16 protein-coding genes are annotated in these 19,727 nt (G+C 67.2%); 9 read left to right on the top strand and 7 right to left on the bottom strand.

Features of this window, described 5'->3' with window-relative positions; translation table 11 throughout:
* Positions 1-50: 50 nt before the first annotated feature.
* The 3 genes from crtI to ACIBK2_RS30515 all read left to right on the top strand — a co-directional run bounded on the left by crtI (position 51) and on the right by ACIBK2_RS30515 (position 4,797).
* Complete coding sequence (gene crtI / locus ACIBK2_RS30505; protein WP_396972498.1) at positions 51-1,565, top strand: phytoene desaturase family protein; 1,515 nt, start codon at positions 51-53, stop codon at positions 1,563-1,565.
* Positions 1,566-1,690: 125 nt separating this feature from the next.
* Complete coding sequence (locus ACIBK2_RS30510) at positions 1,691-3,394, top strand: alpha-(1->6)-mannopyranosyltransferase A (RefSeq protein WP_396972104.1); 1,704 nt, start codon at positions 1,691-1,693, stop codon at positions 3,392-3,394.
* The gene (locus tag ACIBK2_RS30515) at positions 3,391-4,797 is read left to right on the top strand and encodes a squalene/phytoene synthase family protein (protein ID WP_396972106.1); all 1,407 of its coding nucleotides are present in this window, start codon (positions 3,391-3,393) and stop codon (positions 4,795-4,797) included. The genes ACIBK2_RS30510 and ACIBK2_RS30515 overlap by 4 nt, the downstream gene beginning before the upstream one ends.
* A gap of 1,262 nt (positions 4,798-6,059) precedes the next feature.
* Here the strand turns inward: ACIBK2_RS30515 and ACIBK2_RS30520 are convergent.
* Positions 6,060-6,425 (bottom strand): Rv2175c family DNA-binding protein, encoded by a 366-nt coding sequence (locus ACIBK2_RS30520; protein WP_396972107.1) that lies wholly within the window; start codon positions 6,423-6,425, stop codon positions 6,060-6,062.
* Positions 6,426-6,586: 161 nt separating this feature from the next.
* Between ACIBK2_RS30520 and pknB the strand changes: the two genes are divergently transcribed.
* Complete coding sequence (pknB, locus tag ACIBK2_RS30525; protein WP_396972500.1) at positions 6,587-8,530, top strand: Stk1 family PASTA domain-containing Ser/Thr kinase; 1,944 nt, start codon at positions 6,587-6,589, stop codon at positions 8,528-8,530.
* Between the two features lie 361 nt (positions 8,531-8,891).
* Here pknB and ACIBK2_RS30530 read toward each other — a convergent pair whose 3' ends face one another.
* The gene (locus ACIBK2_RS30530; RefSeq protein ID WP_396972109.1) at positions 8,892-10,277 is read right to left on the bottom strand and encodes a class II 3-deoxy-7-phosphoheptulonate synthase; all 1,386 of its coding nucleotides are present in this window, start codon (positions 10,275-10,277) and stop codon (positions 8,892-8,894) included.
* A 175-nt stretch (positions 10,278-10,452) separates the two neighbouring features.
* Here ACIBK2_RS30530 and ACIBK2_RS30535 point away from each other — a divergent pair, with 175 nt between their 5' ends.
* A complete protein-coding gene (locus ACIBK2_RS30535) occupies positions 10,453-10,974 on the top strand; it encodes a polyadenylate-specific 3'-exoribonuclease AS (protein WP_396972502.1) in 522 nt (173 codons plus the stop codon).
* 139 nt (positions 10,975-11,113) lie between these two features.
* On the opposite strand, the gene ACIBK2_RS30540 is transcribed toward ACIBK2_RS30535, so the two are convergent.
* The 4 genes from ACIBK2_RS30540 to ACIBK2_RS30555 form a co-directional block, all read right to left on the bottom strand.
* Complete coding sequence (locus tag ACIBK2_RS30540) at positions 11,114-12,733, bottom strand: cytochrome bc complex cytochrome b subunit (protein WP_396972111.1); 1,620 nt, start codon at positions 12,731-12,733, stop codon at positions 11,114-11,116.
* A gap of 73 nt (positions 12,734-12,806) precedes the next feature.
* The gene (locus tag ACIBK2_RS30545) at positions 12,807-14,066 is read right to left on the bottom strand and encodes a ubiquinol-cytochrome c reductase iron-sulfur subunit (protein WP_396972504.1); all 1,260 of its coding nucleotides are present in this window, start codon (positions 14,064-14,066) and stop codon (positions 12,807-12,809) included.
* 20 nt (positions 14,067-14,086) lie between these two features.
* Positions 14,087-14,950, bottom strand: coding sequence for a c-type cytochrome (locus ACIBK2_RS30550; protein WP_396972112.1), 864 nt, complete (start codon positions 14,948-14,950; stop codon positions 14,087-14,089).
* A gap of 59 nt (positions 14,951-15,009) precedes the next feature.
* The gene (locus tag ACIBK2_RS30555; protein ID WP_357381997.1) at positions 15,010-15,621 is read right to left on the bottom strand and encodes a heme-copper oxidase subunit III; all 612 of its coding nucleotides are present in this window, start codon (positions 15,619-15,621) and stop codon (positions 15,010-15,012) included.
* 239 nt (positions 15,622-15,860) lie between these two features.
* Here ACIBK2_RS30555 and ACIBK2_RS30560 point away from each other — a divergent pair, with 239 nt between their 5' ends.
* The 4 genes from ACIBK2_RS30560 (at position 15,861) to ACIBK2_RS30575 (ending at position 18,921) form a co-directional block, all read left to right on the top strand.
* Entirely contained in the window at positions 15,861-16,313 is a 453-nt protein-coding gene (locus ACIBK2_RS30560) for a hypothetical protein (RefSeq protein ID WP_396972114.1), read from the top strand.
* 192 nt (positions 16,314-16,505) lie between these two features.
* Complete coding sequence (trpD, locus tag ACIBK2_RS30565; protein ID WP_396972116.1) at positions 16,506-17,567, top strand: anthranilate phosphoribosyltransferase; 1,062 nt, start codon at positions 16,506-16,508, stop codon at positions 17,565-17,567.
* Positions 17,568-18,300: 733 nt separating this feature from the next.
* Positions 18,301-18,588, top strand: coding sequence for a hypothetical protein (locus ACIBK2_RS30570; protein ID WP_396972118.1), 288 nt, complete (start codon positions 18,301-18,303; stop codon positions 18,586-18,588).
* 48 nt (positions 18,589-18,636) lie between these two features.
* The gene (locus ACIBK2_RS30575) at positions 18,637-18,921 is read left to right on the top strand and encodes a hypothetical protein (RefSeq protein ID WP_396972119.1); all 285 of its coding nucleotides are present in this window, start codon (positions 18,637-18,639) and stop codon (positions 18,919-18,921) included.
* A 6-nt stretch (positions 18,922-18,927) separates the two neighbouring features.
* Here the strand turns inward: ACIBK2_RS30575 and ACIBK2_RS30580 are convergent, their stop codons facing one another.
* Positions 18,928-19,203 (bottom strand): Lrp/AsnC ligand binding domain-containing protein, encoded by a 276-nt coding sequence (locus tag ACIBK2_RS30580; RefSeq protein ID WP_357382007.1) that lies wholly within the window; start codon positions 19,201-19,203, stop codon positions 18,928-18,930.
* Positions 19,204-19,727 lie beyond the last annotated feature (524 nt).

Here is a 19,727-nt window from a genome sequence, read left to right on the forward strand (position 1 = left end):
TCGATCAGGGAGTGCCGAACGTCACCTCCGATCAGGTCACTACCCGTCCGATGAAAACCGTTGCCGGACCGACGGATCGCGTGGTCGTGGTCGGTGCCGGGCTGGCCGGGTTGTCCGCCGCGCTGTACCTCACCGGTGCCGGACGCAACGTCACCCTGATCGAGCGGGCCGATCATCCGGGCGGACGGGTCGGGCGCTATCAGGGTCCTGATTACGAGATCGATTCCGGCGCAACCGTGTTGACGCTGCCCGAGCTGATCACCGACGCGCTGGCCGCAGTCGGCCGGACACCAGAGACCTGCAAGCCCGCGCTGCGCATCCAGCAGCTGACACCCAGTTATCACGCCAAGTTCGCCGACGGCGCGACGCTGCGGGTGTTCGCCGACCCCGACGCCATGGCCGAGGAGGTCGCGCGGGTCTGCGGCCCGGCGGAGGCGCGGCGCTATCGGCGGCTGCGGGATTGGCTGGCGCGGATCTACGCGGCCGAGTTCTCCGAGTTCATGGACACCAACTTCGATTCGCCGCTGGACATGGTCCGGATACCCGAAAAGCGCCGTGCGCTAGCGGCTTTGGTGCGCCTGGGCGGGTTCGGCAGGCTCGGTCCCCGGGTCGACCGGATCCTGCGGGATCCGCGACTGGCCCGGTTGTTCACCTTCCAGGCGCTGTACGCGGGCCTGCCGCCCGCCGAGGCACTGGCGGTGTACGGCGCGATCCCGCACATGGACACCTCGCTCGGCGTCTACTTCCCCGAAGGCGGCATGCGGGCCATCGCGACGGCCATGGCCGAGGCGTTCACGGCGGCGGGCGGGACGCTCGAACTGGGCACCGAGGTGACCGGAGTGGATTACGCGAGGCGACGAGCCGAGCGCGTGCGCACCGCCGACGGTCGCACGTTCGACTGCGATGCCCTGGTGCTGACCACCGATCTCGGCTCCATCGACCGCTTCGGCGTGCGGCGTCGGCGCGGGTTGCGGGCCGCGCCCTCCGCGGTCGTCGCGCACGGCACGGTGCCCGCCGAGGTGGCCCGCACCTGGCCCATCCAGGCACACCACACCATCGACTTCGGGGCGGCGTGGGACAAGACGTTCGCGGAGATCGCGGGCCGACGTGGCCGGTTGATGAGCGACCCGTCGCTATTGCTCACCCGACCCGCCCTCACCGACCCCGGCCTCTACATCACCCGTCCGGACGGACAGCACGAACCATTCTCTTTACTGGCCCCCTGTCCGAATCTGGACGCCGCTCCCCTGGACTGGCCCCGAATCGGCCCTGCCTACCTGCGCGAACTGCTCCAAGTGCTGGAAGAACGCGGTTACGCGGGCATTGCCGCGCATTTCGCTGTCGACCATCTCGACACCCCACAAACCTGGCGCGATCAAGGCCTGCTGGCCGGCACACCGTTCTCCGCGGCCCACTTCTTCCGGCAAACCGGACCATTTCGTTCGCGCAATTTTCCGCGCACCAGCGACAATGTAGTTATCGCCGGTTGCGGCACCACCCCGGGCGTAGGGGTGCCGACCACGCTGCTGTCTGGAAAACTGGCGGCAACCCGCATTACCGGCTAGACCCGCCCGCTCGAGATGAAACCGCGCGTACCAGCGAGATAGTGTTCCCGGCGACGCCGTAAACTAGGCGCCGACCTATTCACTCGCGGTTGCGACCGCTGACCATTCGGGGGGACCGACACCAGATGGCTTCCCCCGAAACGCGCGCCGCAGAGGCCACATTGACTGAAATCACCGGCCACGCACCGAACATCGCGGCGAAACGCGAATCGGCCGCCGTCGAGCCCCCGAGTGCGCGGTCATGGATGCGTACCGCCGCCCTCTTCCTGCGCAGCCCGGAAGGGCATGCCGCGATGCTCGGCTGCTACGGCGCGATCATGATCACCTTCGGCGGCTTCGGCGCGGGCAGCACCCGCAAGCGCGACCCGATCCTCGAGGCGCTGCACCTGTCCTGGCTACGGTTCGGCCACGGGTACGCGCTGTCGACGATCGTCATCTGGATCGGCGTGCTGCTGATGATCGTCGCGTGGGTGCGACTCGGCCGCACCACGATCGGGCGGGACGATCGGGTCGACGCCGGCGTGACGCTCAACGAGCTACGCGCGATCGTCGGGATCTGGATCACCCCGCTGTTGTTCGCCGTGCCGATGTTCAGCCAGGACGTCTACTCGTATCTGGCGCAGGGCGCGCTGCTGCGCGACGGCTTCGATCCGTACGTCAGCGGCCCGATCGTGAACCCCGGCGTGCTGCTCGACAACGTGAGCCCGGTGTGGAAGACCACCACCGCGCCGTACGGCCCGATCTTCCTGCTGCTCGGCCGCGGCATCACCAGCATCACCGGCGACAATGTCGTCGCGGGCACCATCGCGATGCGGATCGTCATGCTGCCCGGCCTCGCGCTGATGATGTGGGCCGTGCCCTATCTGACCAAGCACCTCGGCGGCAAGCCGACGGTGGCGCTGTGGCTCGCGGTGCTCAACCCGCTGGTGCTGATCCACCTCTGGGGTGGTGTGCACAACGAGATGCTGATGGTCGGCCTGATGTGCGCGGGCATCGCGCTGGTGCTGGAACGCCACCACGTGGCGGGCATCGTGGTGGTCGCGATCGGCGTGGCGATCAAGGCGACGGCGGGCATCGCGCTGCCGTTCCTGGTGTGGATCTGGATGCTGCACGAACGCGAGAAGCGCGCCGCTCAGCGGGCCGGACGCGACCCGGCGAACCTACCGGAGAGCGAACGGCCGCACGATGCCGCCGAGCCGACCGAGGACATGCCGCATCCGGCGCTGATGTTCGCCAAGATCGCCGGGCTCGGGCTCGCCGTGTTCGCGGCGGTCTTCGTGGCCGCCTCGGCCATCGCGGGCGTCGGCATCGGCTGGCTGACCGCACTGTCCGGCTCGAAGAAGATCATCAACTGGCTCTCGCTGCCGACCATCATGATGCATGCGGTCGGCTGGGTGACCTCGTTGGACTCGGGCAAGGTACTCACCGTGACCAGGGCGATGTGCGCGGTGGCGCTGGTCGCCGTGCTGGTGTGGGCTTGGTGGCGGTTCCGGCACAGTGAGCGCGAAGCGGTGTTCGGCATCCTGATCGCGTTCGTCGGGATCGTCATCCTGTCCCCCGCCGCGCTGCCCTGGTACTACTCGTGGCCGCTGGCGCTCGCCGCCGGGTTCGCGCTGTCGACCACGACATTGATGGTGCTGGTCGGCCTGTGTACCTGGCTGATGCTGGTGTTCCAACCGGACGGCTCGATCGGGTTGTACAACTTCTGGCACGTGGCGCTCGCGACCTTCGCCGCCGTAGTCGCGGCGATGTCACTGCGCAAGGTGGACCCGCTGCGATTGCGGGCCACGCCGCCGAGCATCGACCCGGCCGCGCCCGCTCGGCCATGATCGGCGGCGCGCCGCACGTCGCGGGGCAGTCAGAGCTCACCGTCGCGTATCGCGAATGCAAACGGATCGCGGCAGCGCATGGGCGCACGTATTTCCTTGCGACGCGGCTGCTTTCGGCCGAGCGGCGACCAGCGGTGCATGCGCTGTACGCGTTCGCCAGGCTGGTCGACGATATCGTGGACCACACGGAAACCGATGTCGCACAGCGTTATCACGCACGAGAGCACGAGTGGCTCGAGCACGGCCCCGGCGATGAACTCGATCTGATCGAGAAGCAGCTGCGGATCGCGCTGGAGTCACGGGAGACAACCGACGCCGCCTGGCCGCTCGGGATCTCGCCCGAGTCGCAGCAGACGCCCGACACCGCTCGGCCGCTCAGGATCTCGCCCGAGTCGCAGCAAACGCCCGACGCCACTCGGCCGCTCAGGATCTCGCCCGAGTCGCAGCAAACGCCCGACGCCACTCGGCCGCTCAGGATCTCGCCCGACTCGCAGCAAACGCCCGACACCACTCGGCCGCTCAGGATCTCGCCCGACTCGCAGCAAACGCCCGACACCGCTCGGCCGCTCAGGATCTCGCCCGACTCGCAGCAGACGCCCGACACCGCTCGGCCGCTTGCGGTTTCACTGAGGGCACAGAAGCTGACCGATGCCACCGGATTGCTCGGGATCCCGCCGGAGCCATCGCGCGCGTCCAGGCCGCAAGGTTCGCCGCCGGATGCCGCGAGTCAGTACCAGCGAGGCCTGGTCCTGCTTGCGGTCGCCGACACCATCCGCCGCTATGACATTGCGGCCCAACACTTCTGGACCTTCCTGGACTCCATGCGGATGGACGTCCCCGGCACCCCGCGCTTCCGTGATCGTTACGCCACCATGGCCGATCTATACGAATACATGAGCGGCTCGGCCGCGGCCATCGGTCTGCAAGTCCTACCGGTCCTGGGCACCGTGGTGCCGATCGCCGAGGCCGAACCCGCCGCCGCCGCACTCGGCGAGGCGTTCCAGCTGACCAACTTCCTGCGCGATGTCGCCGAAGACCTCGACCGCGACCGGGTGTACCTGCCCGCCGACGAGCTCGCCGCGTTCGGAGTCGACCACGACCTGCTCGTGCACTGCCACCGCACGCAACGCACCGATCCCCGCGTCCGCCGCGCTCTCGCACACCTGATCGCGCTCAACCGCGACATCTACCGCCACGCTGAACCCGGCATAGACCTACTCGAACCGCGAGTCCGTCCAGCCATCCGCACCGCAGCCGTGCTCTACGCAAGCATCCTCAACCGCATCGAAGCCTCCGACTACGCCATCTTCAGCCACCGCGCAGTAGTCCCCGGCCACCAGCGCCTCGGCGTAGCAGCAATGCAGTTCACCACCGCCGCACTACGCGCCCGCACGCACCGCTGAAAGCAGGCCCACACCCAGCCACCTCGTCGAGTCGAGTCAAATGGTCGCTAAACGATCTTCAACAGCAACCATTTGACTCGACTCGATCACGCCAACGACCAATTGACTCGCCTCGTTTTCCCAAGCCTCTTTCAATCGGACCACAGCCAGTCCTCACACTCCCAACCCGCACCTCCATTACCCAGGCCGCGGTAGAGAAGGTGGGGGACCCCACCTCACGTGCTCAGCACTACTCCGGTCATCCGATGGGTTGTCGAGAACCTCGGGGAGAGCACACCACCGGAGATCTCTCCGCACACCAACTCGGACCAGTACACCTAGAGACCCTCGGAATAGTGGACATATCCGGGCAAGTGCTTCTTAGACCTCCGCACGTGAGCAGTCCATAGAGGCTGAAGGCCTATCCACGTTTTCCCGTGAGTAGTGCTGGGCGCGTCGCCTGCCGTACCCGGCTTTAGGTGTGCGTCAGGTGCGCGGTGTCGCGTTGCGGAGGTGGTCATCTGGCTGTGGTTGCGTGACAAGCGCTTTGGACAACAGCGAGTGGTCGGCGGCGGTTTTGGTGGTCGATCAAGCCCGCGAGGTGCTCGGTGAGTCGGTATTGCCGGGATCTGCACTCTGTCTCGGGATCGGCACTCGGAATAGGGCCCTAAAGCCAGTGCAGGTCCCGAGAGAGTGCGCAGATTCTGGTTTCGGCTTGGGGAGGTGGGGGCTGGCACTCATGGCGGGATGCGCATCCGGTTTCGAGCACAGATCGGCACCCGCTCTCGGAATCCGCCCGGCTCTACGGCCCTAATCTGGGTGCGCGATCCCGACGCGGGGTGCCGATTCCGCTGCCCGCGTGGGGAATTGGAAGCCGCTCACCCTTTGTATAACCTGCACACCCTGTATGCAGGGTGTCCGGCTTACACAAGGGGTGAGCGGTTCAGCGTCGGCCGTGCTGTGCCCGGTTTCACCACAGATCTGCACCCTCACTCGGGATCAGCACTCGGAATAGGGCCCTAGAGCCAGTGCAGATCCCGAGTGGAGAGTGCAGATCTTTGGCGGCGACTGCTTCGTGGGGTGGCGGGCGTTCTTCGCACACCTGTTTGGTCCTTCGCATGCCTCGCGGGGTGCTGAGGGGTATGCGAAGGAAGTAGCAGGTGTGCGACGTTGACCTATCTGTCGCTTGGTCTGTTGTTGCTGTTGAGAGTTGTCAGCGACAGTCAGGCTTGCTTGCGGTGCGCCGTCGGCTCAGAACGGGTCGGCGGCGGCGCGCCGTCGGCTCAGAACGGGTCGGCGGCGGCTCGGCGGATGACCTCGCGGGCGAGGGGGCCGTGCAGGGCGTCGACGGGGGTGCCGGGGAGGCTGTCGTCCTCGGTGAAGATCCATTCCAGGATCTCCTCGTCGGTGTATTTGGCGTCCTTCATCACGGTGATCAGGCCGGGCAGGAACCGGACTACGCCTTCGTGGTCGAAGAACCGTTCGGGGACGCTGACCACGCCGTCGCGGCGGACGGCGAGTAGCTGGTGGTCACGCAGCATCTGATGGACGCGGGTCACCACGAGCCCGAGCTTGTCTGCCACCTCGGGCAGCGGCAGCACTGCCACGGACTCCGGAAGAACATCGTCACTGCAGGGAAAGGCACTCACGCGGATAACGGTAGACGGTCACCCGCAGCAAGTCGTGAGACACCCGGGTGCGTTTCGTCGATACCATCGTGAGGGCCGCACGGGGCGGTCGATCACTTGTGGGATCAACCGCGAGGGGTGAGAACTTTGTGAAAGCCGGAGGACATCAATTGATCGGCCAGATGCTGGAAGGGCGCTATCGCATCGATGCGCCGATCGCCCGCGGCGGCATGTCGATGGTCTTCCGGGGCGTCGACACCCGTCTTGATCGGCCGGTGGCCATCAAGGTGATGGACCCGAAGTTCGCCGGCGATCCGCAGTTCCTGTCCCGGTTCGAGTTCGAGGCGCGCGCGGTCGCCAAGCTGAAGCATTCTTCGCTGGTCGCGGTGTACGACCAGGGCGTTGACGGTGAGTATCCGTTCCTGATCATGGAGTTGGTCGAGGGCGGCACGCTGCGCGAGTTGCTGCGCGAACGCGGTCCGATGCCGCCGCACGCGGTGCGCGCGGTGGCCGAGCCGGTGCTCTCGGCGATCGGCGTCGCGCATTCGGCGGGGCTGGTGCACCGGGACGTGAAGCCGGAGAACGTGTTGATCTCCGACAACGGCGAGGTGAAGATCGCCGACTTCGGCCTGGTTCGTGCAGTGGCGGCGGCCAACACCACTTCTGCCAGCGTGATTCTCGGCACTGCCGCGTACCTGTCCCCCGAACAGGTAACCACCGGCACAGCCGACGCGCGCAGCGATGTGTATTCGTTCGGCGTGCTGATCTTCGAGCTGTTGACCGGAAAGGTTCCGTTCACCGGCGACACCTCGCTCTCGGTCGCGTATCAGCGGATCGAGAACGATGTCCCGAGCCCGAGCCGGTTCATTTCGGGCGTGCCGCCGGAGTTCGACGAACTGGTCGCCAAGGCGACCGCGCGCGAGCCCGCGCACCGGTACGCCGACGCCAACGAGATGGCGGCGGCGCTGCGGCAGATCGGCGCGAAGCTGAACTTGCCGCCGTATCGGGTGCCCGCGCCGCAGGAGTCGGCCGAGCATTTGAGCGCGAGCTATCGGATCGCCACGCCCGCCGCCGCACCCGCGGCGATGCACGCGCCGGAGCCGTACACACCGCAGACCGTGCAGCACACCAAGGTGGTCACCGCGCCGCGGCCGCGGGTGGATTACGGTCCGCCCGACGATTACCAGCAGCAGCCGGTGCGCCAGCAGCATGCGGCGTCGCCGTATCAGGCGTACGCGCCCGACCGCACCAAATCGCGCCGGATGACATGGGTGTGGATCGCCATTGTGGTGATTCTCACGCTGGTCGTCGGGGTCGGCGGCTGGTGGCTCGGTGTCGGCAGATATTCGCCGGTTCCGGCGATCGCCGGGATGGACTCCGACCGCGCGGTCGCCGCGCTGCGGGACGCCGGGTTCGAGACCGAGATCCGGCAGAAGGCGTCGGACATCATTCCCGCCGGCGGGGTGGTCGGCAGCGATCCGTCGGCGGGCTCGCGGGTCACCAAGGGCTCGACGGTCGCTGTCCTGGTGTCCAGCGGTAAGCCGAAGGTGCCCGACGTGCAGCCGGGTGATCCGATCACCAAGGTCAACCAGTTGATTCGCGACGCGGGGCTACAACCGGTGGATTCCGGTGAAGTCGGCAACTCCGCGCCGAAAGGGTCACTGGCCAAGACCGATCCGGGTCCCGGCACCGTCCTCCCGATGGGTGGACAGGTAAAGGTGTACCGCAGCAAGGGTTCTCAGCCGGTGAAGGTGCCCGACGTGCGCGGGAAAACCACCGCCGACGCCACCAAGATCCTCACCGACGCGGGAATCATGGTGCGCGAGAACAGGTCTCAGTTCGACCGCAGCATCGATGCGGACAAGGCGATCGGCACCGATCCGGCCGCTGGCACCACCATCCAATCCGGTGACGGTGTCGCCCTGCTCGTCTCCAACGCCTTGAAGATGCCCGACGTCCGCGGCTGGACCGTCGCCAACGCCAGGGCCAAACTGCAGTCCCTCGGCGTCCAGGTCGAGGTGAAACAGCTTGTCGCGAGCGACAGTTCACTCATCGTCTCGCAAACCCCGGCCGTCGGCGCCAACATCGAATCCGGCAACACCGTGTCCTTGGTCGCCCTGCCTTAAGCGGCACCCCCGTTTGTGCCTACTGCTGGCCAACGTCGTCGGGCCATCGGCAGCAACCTGATTCGGGCATCTAACTCACGCGCTTGACCTGCCGCGATGCTCAGCGTCCTCGGCCCACGCGTGGACAAGCTCGGCCTCAACACACTCGCGGGTTCGGTTCCACCGCATCGCCGCACGCTTTCTGATTTCTCGCACCGAAAATCGCATGCGATTCCAGGTGCCGGAAATCAAAAGGCGTGCGGCGAATCAGTAAGCGTGGGGCTGTTCGCGGCAACGCACAGTCAGCCGAGTGGGTCGCGGTTGGTGAAGGGTGACACGGAGACTTGTGCGCAGCTGCGACACGCAGGTCGGAAACCCTTGTTCAGCGGAGCATTTCGGCGACGAGGAAGGCGAGTTCCAGGGACTGCTGGGTGTTCAACCGGGGGTCGCAGGCGGTTTCGTAGCGGCCGGAGAGGTCGAGGTCGGAGATGTCCTGGGCGCCGCCGAGGCATTCGGTGACGTCTTCGCCGGTGAGTTCGATGTGCAGGCCGCCGGGGTGGGTGCCGAGGGCGTGGTGCACCTCGAAGAAGCCCTGGACCTCGTCGACGATGCGGTCGAAGTGGCGGGTCTTGAAGCCGGTGGAGGCCTCGTGGGTGTTGCCATGCATGGGGTCGCACTGCCAGATCACCTGGTGGCCGGTGGCCTGGACCTTCTCGATGATGGGCGGCAGCACGTCGCGGACCTTGCCGTTGCCCATCCGCGAGACGATGGTCAACCGGCCGGGCTCGTTGTTCGGATCGAGCCGCTCGACGTACTCCACGGCCATATCGGGCGTGGTCGTCGGGCCGATCTTCAGGCCGATCGGGTTGGCGATCAGTTCGGCGAGCGCGATGTGCGCGCCGTCGAGCTGCCTGGTCCGCTCGCCGATCCACAGGAAGTGTGCGGACAGGTCGTACAGCACCGGCTCGCCCGCGGCGTTCTCGCTGAGGCGGAGCATGGCGCGCTCGTAGTCGAGGACGAGGGCCTCGTGGCTGGCGTAGATGCGCGCCGAGCTCAGGCTCGGGTCGTTCACCCGGCAGGCGGTCATGAACGCGAGACCGCGGTCGATCTCCTCGGCCAGCGCCTCGTAACGAGCACCGGCGGGCGACTTGGCGACGAAGTCACGGTTCCAGTCGTGCACCTTGTGCAGGTCGGCCATGCCCGCGCCGGTCAGCGCGCGCACCAGGTTCATCGCCGCGCTGGCGTTGGCGTAGGCGCGCACCAGCCGGGACGGGTCGTGCTCGCGCAGCGCGGCATCGGCGACCAGCGCGTTGACCATGTCGCCGCGGTAGGACTTGAGGCCGAGCGAATCCGTATCGGAGGAACGCGGTTTCGCGTACTGACCGGCGATGCGGGCCACCTTGACCACCGGCAGGCTCGCGCCGTAGGTGAGCACGACGGCCATCTGCAGCAGCGTGCGGATGTTGCCGCGGATGTGCGGCTCGGTGTTGTCGGCGAACGTCTCGGCACAGTCGCCGCCCTGCATGAGGAACGCCTCGCCGCGGGCCACCTCGGCGAGCTGCGCGCGCAGGTCCTCCACCTCGGCGGGCACACAGATCGGCGGCACGCTCTCCAGCACGGTGCGCATCTGCGCGGCCTGCTCTCGATCCCACGACGGCTGCTGTAAGGCAGGGCGGGACAGCGCCTCGTCCAACCGCCTGCGCAACTCGGTAGGCAGCGGCGGCAGTTCCGGCAGGCGATCGATCGGCACGTCCACGGTCCAGTTCACCCGTTCAGAATACGGACCACTCGGACGCGGGCGGTACCCACCACACGGGTGGCACCGGCCACCCCTGGTCATCGCGGTTCGGGATCCGAGCCCGGCTGCGAATCCGGGCCCCCGGCCACCTAGGGTGATTGTTCGGAGGTACCTCCGGCGCCACCTAGGGCGCCGTGCCGAATTGCTGAGGAGTAGACCGATCTCGCTTCGATACTTTTATGACTGCGAATTCATCGAGGACGGGGTCGTCATCGACCTGGTCTCCATCGGCGTCGTGTGCGAGGACGGGCGCGAATACTACGCGGTGTCCACCGAATTCGATCCCGAGCGGGCGGGCCCGTGGGTGCGCAGGCACGTGCTGCCGCAGCTGCCCTCGCCGTCCTCGCCGCTGTGGCGCAGCAGGAAGCAGATCCGCGACGACCTGTACAAGTTCCTGGTGCCGCGCTCGTCGGTGGTGCCGGAGCTGTGGGCCTGGGTCGGCGCGTACGACCACGTGGCGCTGTGCCAGCTGTGGGGTTCCATGGTCGACCTGCCCACCGCCTTCCCCCGCTACACCAACGAGCTGCGCCAGCACTGGGACGCGCACGGCCGCCCCGAACTCCCGCCGGTCCCCCCGGACGCACACGACGCGCTCGCCGACGCCCGACACAACCTGGCCAAGTTCGAGGCCATCGAGGCCTCGCGCCGCAGCACGCCGCGGTTGTAGAACCTGAAAGCGAAGGCCCCGAGTCCAATTCGACTCGGGGCCTTCGCTTTCACCAATGCGGCAACTGATTTCGTCAGCATGCGGGCACAACGCAAAGGCCCCGAGCCGAAACCGACTCGGGGCCTTCGCTTTTCAACTATCAGTGGCTGTGCTTGCCACCATGCTCTTTTTCTTGACGCGCCTGCAGTACCTTGAGCTGCTTGTGCTCTTCGGCATGCTCGATCTCGAAGTGCTGCTCGCTCTCCTGCCACGGGTCCGCCCGCAGGAAGCTGCCGGTGCCGGGCTTGCCGGCCAGGCCGAGCTTGCTCATCTTCTTCGGGACGGTCGCGCCCTGGTACTCCAGCGGGATCGGGTGGCCGTGGTCGTCGACCGGGCCGAGCGGCTGGTGCACCTCGATGTACTCACCGTGCGGCAGGCGCTTGATCACGCCGGTCTCGATGCCGTGCTCGAGCACCGCCCGGTCGCTGCGTTGCAGGCCGATGCAGAACCGGTAGGCGATGAAGTACGCCAGCGGCGGCACGACCAGGATGCCGATGCGGCCCATCCAGGTGGTCGCGTTCAACGAGATGTCGAACTTCAGCGCGACGATGTCGTTGACGCAGGACAGGGTCAGCACGACGTAGAAGCCGATCGACATGGCGCCGATCGCGGTACGCACCGGCACGTCGCGCGGACGCTGCAGCAGGTTGTGGCCAGCGGTGTCGCCGGTCAGCCGCTTCTCGATCCACGGGTACATGATCAGCACCGTGAACACCAGGCCCATGATCAGCGCCACCCAGAACACGGCCGGAACCGTGTAGCGACCCAGGTAGAGCTCCCACGGCGGCATCAGACGCGCCAGGCCGTCGGTCCACATCATGTAGAAGTCCGGCTGCGAACCCGCGGAGACCTGAGACGGGTTGTAGGGACCCAGGTTCCAGATCGGGTTGATCTGGAACAGGCCGCCCATGATGCCGACGATGCCGAGGGTGAAGGCGAAGAACGCGCCCTGGTCCGCGGCGAACACCGGGATGATGCGCGCACCGACCACATTGTTCTCGGTGCGGCCCGGTCCGGGGAACTGGGTGTGCTTCTGGTACCAGACCAGCGCGACGTGCGCGGCGATCAAGGCCAGGATGATGCCCGGCAGCAGCAGCACGTGCGCGATGTAGAGGCGCGGGATGATGATCGTGCCGGGGAAGTCCCCGCCGAAGATCAGCCAGTGCATCCAGGTGCCCGCGATCGGGATACTCATCGTGATACCGCCGAACGCGGCCCGCAGGCCGGTGCCGGACAGCAGGTCGTCGGGCAGCGAGTAACCGAAGAAGCCCTCGAACATCGCCAGGATGAGCAGCAGCGAGCCGATCACCCAGTTCGCCTCACGCGGCTTGCGGAACGCGCCGGTGAAGAAGATGCGGAACAGGTGCACGATGATCGACGCCGCGAACAGCAGCGCCGCCCAGTGGTGCACCTGGCGGACGAACAGACCGCCACGCACCTCGAAGGTGATGTCCAGCGACGTCTCGTACGCCCGCGACATGGTGACACCACGCAGCGGCTGGTACGAGCCGTTGTAGACGACCTCGGTCATCGACGGATCGAAGAACAGCGTCAGGTAGACACCCGACAGCAGCAGGATGATGAACGCGTACAGCGCGATCTCACCGAGCAGGAACGACCAGTGGGTCGGAAAGACCTTGTTGATCGACCGCTTCATGAACGCAGCGGCTTGATACCGCTCGTCCATCTCGTTGGCTTGGGCTGCGACAGAAGGACTCATGCCTGCACCTCGCTGGCGCTCGGTTCCGGCATGTGCCCTGCACGCTGGCACATGATTCGCTCACTTCGTTCGCTCATGAACGACGCTCCCAGTAGGCCGGGCCGAGCGGCTCGATGAAGTCGCCGTTGGCGACCAGGTAGCCCTCGGAGTTGACGGTGATCGGCAGCTGCGGCAGTGCGCGAGCGGCGGGACCGAAGACCGGCTTACCCCATTCGGTCGCGAGGAACTGCGACTGGTGGCAGGGGCAGAGGATCTTGTTGGTCTGCGACTCGAACAGCGACGTCGGGCAACCGAGGTGGGTGCAGATCTTCGAGTAGGCGAAGTAGTCGCCGTAGTTGAAGCTCTCCTGGCCCTTACGCTTGATCGCCTTCTGCGCGTCTTCGGTGCGCAGGCGAATCATCATGACCGCGTTGCGGATTCCGCGCAGCGACTGGAGCGTGGCGTGCTCGTCGCCGCGCCACTTTTCCTTCCACGGGAACACCGTCTCCATGGCGCCCGCGTCCATGTCCTCGGGGCGGACGAGCACGACGTCCTCCGGGCGACCGGTGTCGCGGCGGATGTAGATGGTCTCGCCCTCGAAGTCCGGGGTCCAGCCCGAGACCCACAGCGGCGACTTCTCCCGCTTGGCCCACGGGTTCTTCACCATGCCGCCGACGAACACCAGCAGTGCGCCGACGCCGAGCACACCGACGCCGGCACCGGCGGTGCGGGTGATCAGCTTGCGGCGAGCCAGCGTGGAGGTGTCCAGCGCGTCGGTCAGCTCGGCGACCAGCGTGCGCCGCTCGACCTCGGGCGACGGGCCGTCGTGGCGGTCCTGGATGGACAGCTCGGCGGGGATGAACATCTTGCGGATCAGCACCACCGCGACACCGATGACCAGCACCGCGACGCCGAAGGTGACACCGACCAGCGGGGTGAACAGCGAGTAGGCGGTGTGGCCTTCCTCGTCGGCCGGCTTGAACTTCCACGGCCAGAACAGGTACACGCCGATCAGCGCCGCCGCAGCGATGCCGGAGACGGCGAACCAGAACGCGACCGCGCGCTCGGCGCGCTTCTCGGCACGGGTGCCCGGAACCGGGAACCGCTCGCGCCGGTAGGCGACGTCGACGCCGTCCCGCTCGGTGCCGAGCTTGACCAGCTCGTCACGCGTCATCGCGTCGAGTTCGGCCTCGGTGTAGTCCTTCTTCGCCGCGTGGCTGTCGGACTCCGCTACCGCGTGGCCGTCGGAATCCGCCACGGCATGGCCGTCGGAACCGGCGACCACCTCGTGGGAACCGTGGCCCGTGGATTCCTTCGACGGCACGCCGTCGTGGCCCTCATCCGGCCGACCCATGTCGTTTGGCTCCTTCTCGCTCATGACCGTGACCCGATCCAAATCGCGGCACCGACGACCGTCGTAATACCGATCACCCACATGACCAGGCCCTCGGTCGCGGGACCGAAGCCGCCGAGGTCCCAGCCGCCGGGGGCCTTCTCCTCTTTCGCGTTCATGACGTAGGCGACGATGTCGCGCTTCTCTTCCGGCGACAGCTGCCGGTCGGAGAACTTCGGCATGTTCTGCGGGCCGGTCATCATCGCGTCGTAGACCTGCTGCTCGGAGGCGGGCTCCAGCGGGGGCGCGAACTTACCGGAGGACAGCGCGCCGCCGCGGCCGGTGAAGTTGTGGCAGGACGCGCAGTTCATCCGGAACAGTTCCGAACCGCGGGCGATGTCGTCGCCGCGCAGCGACTCCTGCGCGATCTCGCCGTTCGCGTCGCGCACCACGGTGGGGCCGCCACCGTTGGCCGCCACGTACGCCATCAGCGCGTCGGTCTGGTGCTCGTCGAACTTCGGTGGCTTGCGCTGCGCCTGGGCCTCGTTGCGGGCCATCGGCATGCGGCCGGAAGACACCTGGAAGTAGACGGCGGCCTCACCGACACCGATGAGGCTGGGGCCGCGGTCCTGCACACCCTGCAGGTTCGCACCGTGGCAGGTGATGCAGGACGTGTCGTAGAGCTGGTTGCCCTCGCGGATCAGCGCCGAGGAATCCTCGTTCGCGGTCGCCCGCTGCGGGTCCGGCGTCAAAGCCGCTGCCAGGAAGCCTGCTCCGACGAGGCCCACCAACAGCGCGAGCCCGCCCGCGATGCGACGGCGAACGCGGCGCTGCCTGCGTGTCTTGCTGGCCTCGCCGTTCCCGTTGCTGGCGGGCTCTGGCGCTGACGGGGGAGATGAACTCATCTGTGTCCCTTTGGAGTAGACGGAACCGACGTGTGCAAAAGACTGGGGGTATGCCCGACTCAGCGGACGAAGTAGATCGTGGCGAACAGCCCGATCCACACGATGTCGACGAAGTGCCAGTAGTACGAGACGACGATCGCGGCAGTGGCCTGCGCGGGGGTGAACTTACTGACCTTGGTGCGGATCAGCAGGAACACGAACGCGATCAGACCGCCGATGACGTGCAAACCGTGGAAACCGGTGGTGATGTAGAACACCGAGCCGTAGGCGCTGCTCGAGATCGAGGTGCCTTCCTTGACCAGTGCGTGGTACTCCGTGCCCTGACCCGCGACGAACATCGCGCCCATGATCAGGGTGATGACGTACCAGCGGCGCAGGCCGAACACGTCGCCACGCTCCGCGGCGAACACGCCCATCTGGCAGGTGAACGACGACGCGACCAGCACGGCGGTGACCGGCACGGCGAGCTTGAGGTTCAACTCGGTCGGTTCCGGTGGCCAGACGCCGTGCGCCTGTGCGCGCGCGACGAAATACATCGCGAAGAGGCCGGCGAAGAACATCAACTCGCTGGACAGCCAGATGATGGTACCGACGCTGACCATGTTGGGCCGATTCAGCGAGTGCACACGCTGGGTAATGGCCGATCCGGGGGTCCCTACTGCGGTCGTCACGGGGGTAAGTATGACTCGTCGTAGTACGACACAAGTACCCGGGTGCGAAACTTGTGTCTCCGTGTCGGAAAACCCACGGACAGACGGCCTCTCGACCAGGGCTCGGCGTGTTGAGGTCGGGCTGCCCGCGACGTGGCGGCGTCGGTCGGGACGTGTTTACGTGCCGGGTCCGCGTGCCCTCGGGTAGCTGGACCACAGCATGACAGGTGTGCGTAAGTAAAAGCTGAGATGGAGGCGATGTGGCAGCGCGATGGTTGGGTCGATTGTTCGGGCGTGGCGGGCCGACGCCGTTGGATCCGAGCAGGGCCGATCTGGTGGTGGTCGCGGCGAGTTTCGATGACGCCGAGGCCTGTTCGGCGGCGCTGGCGCGGGCGAGTGAGTTGGTGACGGAGGCGGAGGTGGTGTTGCGGCATCATCTGCGGATTCCGCCGGGTCAGGTCGAAGCGGTGTGTGCGATCGCGGCGCAGGATGGGTACGCGCCCGCGCCGAAGGTCGGTGGGCCGGGGACCGATGCGCTGGAAACGGTGATCCTGCAGCGGGTGCAGGTGCTCGACGCGTTGCACTGTTCGCAGGAGCGTTCGCGGATGGCGGGGCTGGCGCAGCGGCACGAGGGCACTGCGGACGGTTGGGATGCGCTGCAACCTCGTCCCACGACCGAAGAATCCGGGCCTGGTCCCAGGCCGCAGCCGTAAGTTCTCGCGAACTGGGTCGTGCGCGATTTAAGGATGGGCTCTGCCCCGACAGTGGGCAGTAGGCTACTGCGCGACAAACTGGTGTGAAACCAGTGTGACGGGAGAAAGTAAGTTCATGAGCGAGCGCAGCGAGCGAATCGTGACACAGCGCGCCGCGCGCGTGACGGAGCCGAGCGCCAGCGAGGTGGAGTCATGAGCGTGCGCAGCTGGCCTCAGGTGCTCGGAACCCTCGCCGACGGTGGCGACCTGGCCGCGGACGACACGGCATGGGCGATGGACGAGATCATGTCCGACAACGCCACCTCCGCCCAGATCGCGGCGTTCGGCGTCGCCATCAAGATCAAGGGGCCGACCGCCGCCGAGCTGACCGGCCTCGCCACCGGCATGCTCGAACACGCCAGGCTGGTGCACATCGACGGCGACGCGGTCGACATCGTCGGCACCGGCGGTGACCGATCCGGTTCGGTGAACATCTCCACCATGTCCTCGATCGTGGTCGCCGCGGCGGGTGTGCCGGTGGTCAAGCACGGGAACCGCGCGGCCTCGTCCAAGAGCGGCGGCGCCGACGTGCTCGAATCGCTCGGCGTGCGACTCGCACTCGGGCCGGAGGCGGTGGCGCGCTGCGTGCGCGAGGTCGGGATCGGCTTCTGTTTCGCGCCGGTATTCCATCCCGCACTGCGGTTCGCTGGCGCGGCCCGCAAGGAAATCGGCATTCCCACCGTCTTCAATGTGCTCGGGCCGCTGACGAATCCGGCGCAACCGCGCGCCGGACTGGTCGGCTGCGCGTTCACCGACCTGCTCCCGGTGATCGCGGGCGTCTTCGCCGCACGCGGCGGAAGCGCGCTGGTGGTGCGGGGCAACGACGGACTCGACGAGATCACCACCTCCGACACCACCGCCGCCTGGGTGGTATCCGGCGGCCAGCTGCGCGAGACCACGATCGACCCGACCCGCCTCGGCATCCCGCGCGTCGATCTAGAGGCGCTGCGCGGCGGCGACGCCGAAGTCAACGCGGGCGTGGCCCGAAGTGTCTTCGCCGGAACAACCGGCGCGGTCCGAGACGCAGTCCTGGTGAACTCAGCAGCCGCCATCGTCGCCTACGACTTGTCCCAGGGCACAGTCGATTACGAGGCCGACGTGCACGACGCCCTGGCAGGCGGAATCGAACGAGCCGCCGCGGCCATCGATTCAGGCAAGGCAGCCGCGCTGCTCGAACGCTGGACAAAGCTGACCGTCACCCTCGGCGACCGCTGACCCGCACTCGCCACTCCCGCCGCCGCGGGGTAGCCACGTCGCCGCCGCGCACGCATTCGCTCGACGCGCAAACAATCGCCAGCAATTTCAAGCGCAGCGCAACGAAACGCGCGCGGCGCCGACCACCGACGTGCCGCGGGCACAGCGACGAGTCAGTGCCCGCCAGCCGAGTAGACAGCGCCACCCCGCGCATCCAATCGCTCGACGCGCACGTATTCGCTCGACGCGCACGCAATTGCCGGCAATTTCAGGTGCGGCGGGATGAAACGTGCGCGGGGAAGCCAGCGCTCCCCGGTGAGCTCGGCGGCCGGGAGCGGCATGCACCCCGGGCCGGGAGGTGTGGCGGGGGCGCTTGCCCCAACTCGCGCCGCCCGCAGGGGCCGCCGCGGTAGTCCACGTTTCCCGCGCACGCAATCGCTGGCCGCGCACGCAATTGCCTGCAGTTTCGGGTGCAGCGGGATGGAACGTGCGCGGCGCGTTCGGCCTGCGGGTGGTCGGCCGGTGCCCGGCGGGCGTGCCGGAAGTGTCGCGGGCGTGTTCGCCGGGCGGAGGTCAGGCGCATGGGTTCAGGCACGACGGGTGCCGGTTCGTTGGTTCAGTGCGGAACATGCGGCATTGCGATAGCTGATGTGCATAAGATGTGGTCAGCGCGGTAGTTAGATCGGCGACTCCATTACACAGCCGACTCGGTGCGGGGTTTGGGCCGGGCGGCTCGAGCGGCGAGGAGCACAGCATGCGACGCAGCGTTCGTGCAGTTGTCGGGGGTCTTTCGGCGGTAGCTGTCTGTGCGGCCGCGCCGATCGCCGTGGCTGATGGTTGCGGGCTGTTCGTGGACGGCGTGAACTACACCGGTCGACACGGGTGCGTGCTGCTCGGCGAGGACGCGATCCAGGATTTCCAGAACGACTCCGACAGTGTGGTGACCATCTATGCCGACGCCACCTGTCAAGGCGTCTCCAGCGGGGTCCTCTCGCCGCACGACAGCGGCCCGTTCACCGGGAAGTCGATGATCGTCAGCTGATCCGGCTCCCGGCGAGAACCCCGGCTCCGACCGACGAAGGAGCGCAGCATGAAGCACAGCGTTCGGATCGCACTCGGGGTGCTTTCGGTGGTAGCCGTGTACGTCGCTCCGCTGGCCGGGGCGGCGGAGGGCGAATTGCTCGTCGACGGCACCGATTACGGCGGGCAGTCCGGGTGCATCGACCTCGGCCCCAACGCGCCACGCAAGTTCAAGAACAACAGCGACCGCACGGTGACCATATATATGAACGACCATTGCGTCGGTGCCGCCTCCGGCATCCTCGCTGCGCGCGGCAGCGGCACCTACACCGGTAGTTCGATGTTGCGGAGCTGATCCCGTTCACTCCCCCAGCGAGAACCCGGCCTCGGTATCCGCGCTGGCGTAGGACTTGAACGCGATGTGCGTGGTGGTCCGCGCGACACCGGCGACCTTGTCGATCCGGTTGGTCACCACCTCGGCGATCTGCTCGTGGTCGCGCACCCGCACGATCGCGATCAGATCCACGTCACCCGCGCAGGAGTACACCTCGGCAACACCGTCGGTGTCCGCAACGGCCTGCGCGGTCTCGGGAATGCGGCCATTGTCGGCGTCAATCATCACGATCGCGGTAATCATGCGCTCAGCCTAAGCGTTCGACGTACGCCTCCCCAGCGGGTTGGTCGTGCGCCGCCGCATCCGCCACCTCCGCCCACCCCAACCACCGCCCAGCCCCATACATAGGCTCCCGATACCCCTCACTCGTCCGCACGATCCGCACCCCCGCCCGCGCCAACCACCGCACAACAAGCGCCGCCTCTTCCGGCGAGGCCCCCCGCAACGGCGGCACATTCACCGGCACCCAATCCTGCTGCGCACCATCGACCCCCGACAGCACCTCGGCCGCGATACCGCCCGCCACACGATCGCTGGCCGCGTCGCCACCTGTTGCATCGCCACCTGTTGCATCGCCGCTCGCAGCGTCACGGCCCGACGAACCGACACCCGCCATACGATCGCGCGCTGCATCGCCGGCCGCTGCATCACCGCCCGCCGCGTCGCCGGCCGCCGCATCACCGGCCGCCGCATCACCGCCCGCCGCATCACCGCCCGCCGCATCACCGCCCGCCGCATCACCACCAGCCATACCGCCGGCTGCGGCG

This window comes from Nocardia sp. NPDC050175 (genome assembly GCF_044459885.1).
Lineage (GTDB): Bacteria > Actinomycetota > Actinomycetes > Mycobacteriales > Mycobacteriaceae > Nocardia.

Excerpts from the sequence above, each read along its gene's own strand:
- ACIBK2_RS30550 (WP_396972112.1), bottom strand. The coding sequence starts at position 14,950 with ATGAGTTCATCTCCCCCGTCAGCGCCAGAGCCCGCCAGCAACGGGAAC.
- ACIBK2_RS30580 (WP_357382007.1), bottom strand. The coding sequence starts at position 19,203 with ATGATTACCGCGATCGTGATGATTGACGCCGACAATGGCCGCATTCCC.
- crtI (WP_396972498.1), top strand. The coding sequence starts at position 51 with ATGAAAACCGTTGCCGGACCGACGGATCGCGTGGTCGTGGTCGGTGCC.
- trpD (WP_396972116.1), top strand. The coding sequence starts at position 16,506 with ATGAGCGTGCGCAGCTGGCCTCAGGTGCTCGGAACCCTCGCCGACGGT.
- ACIBK2_RS30540 (WP_396972111.1), bottom strand. The coding sequence starts at position 12,733 with ATGAGTCCTTCTGTCGCAGCCCAAGCCAACGAGATGGACGAGCGGTAT.
- ACIBK2_RS30570 (WP_396972118.1), top strand. The coding sequence starts at position 18,301 with ATGCGACGCAGCGTTCGTGCAGTTGTCGGGGGTCTTTCGGCGGTAGCT.
- pknB (WP_396972500.1), top strand. The coding sequence starts at position 6,587 with ATGCTGGAAGGGCGCTATCGCATCGATGCGCCGATCGCCCGCGGCGGC.
- ACIBK2_RS30545 (WP_396972504.1), bottom strand. The coding sequence starts at position 14,066 with ATGGGTCGGCCGGATGAGGGCCACGACGGCGTGCCGTCGAAGGAATCC.
- ACIBK2_RS30515 (WP_396972106.1), top strand. The coding sequence starts at position 3,391 with ATGATCGGCGGCGCGCCGCACGTCGCGGGGCAGTCAGAGCTCACCGTC.
- ACIBK2_RS30510 (WP_396972104.1), top strand. The coding sequence starts at position 1,691 with ATGGCTTCCCCCGAAACGCGCGCCGCAGAGGCCACATTGACTGAAATC.
- ACIBK2_RS30575 (WP_396972119.1), top strand. The coding sequence starts at position 18,637 with ATGAAGCACAGCGTTCGGATCGCACTCGGGGTGCTTTCGGTGGTAGCC.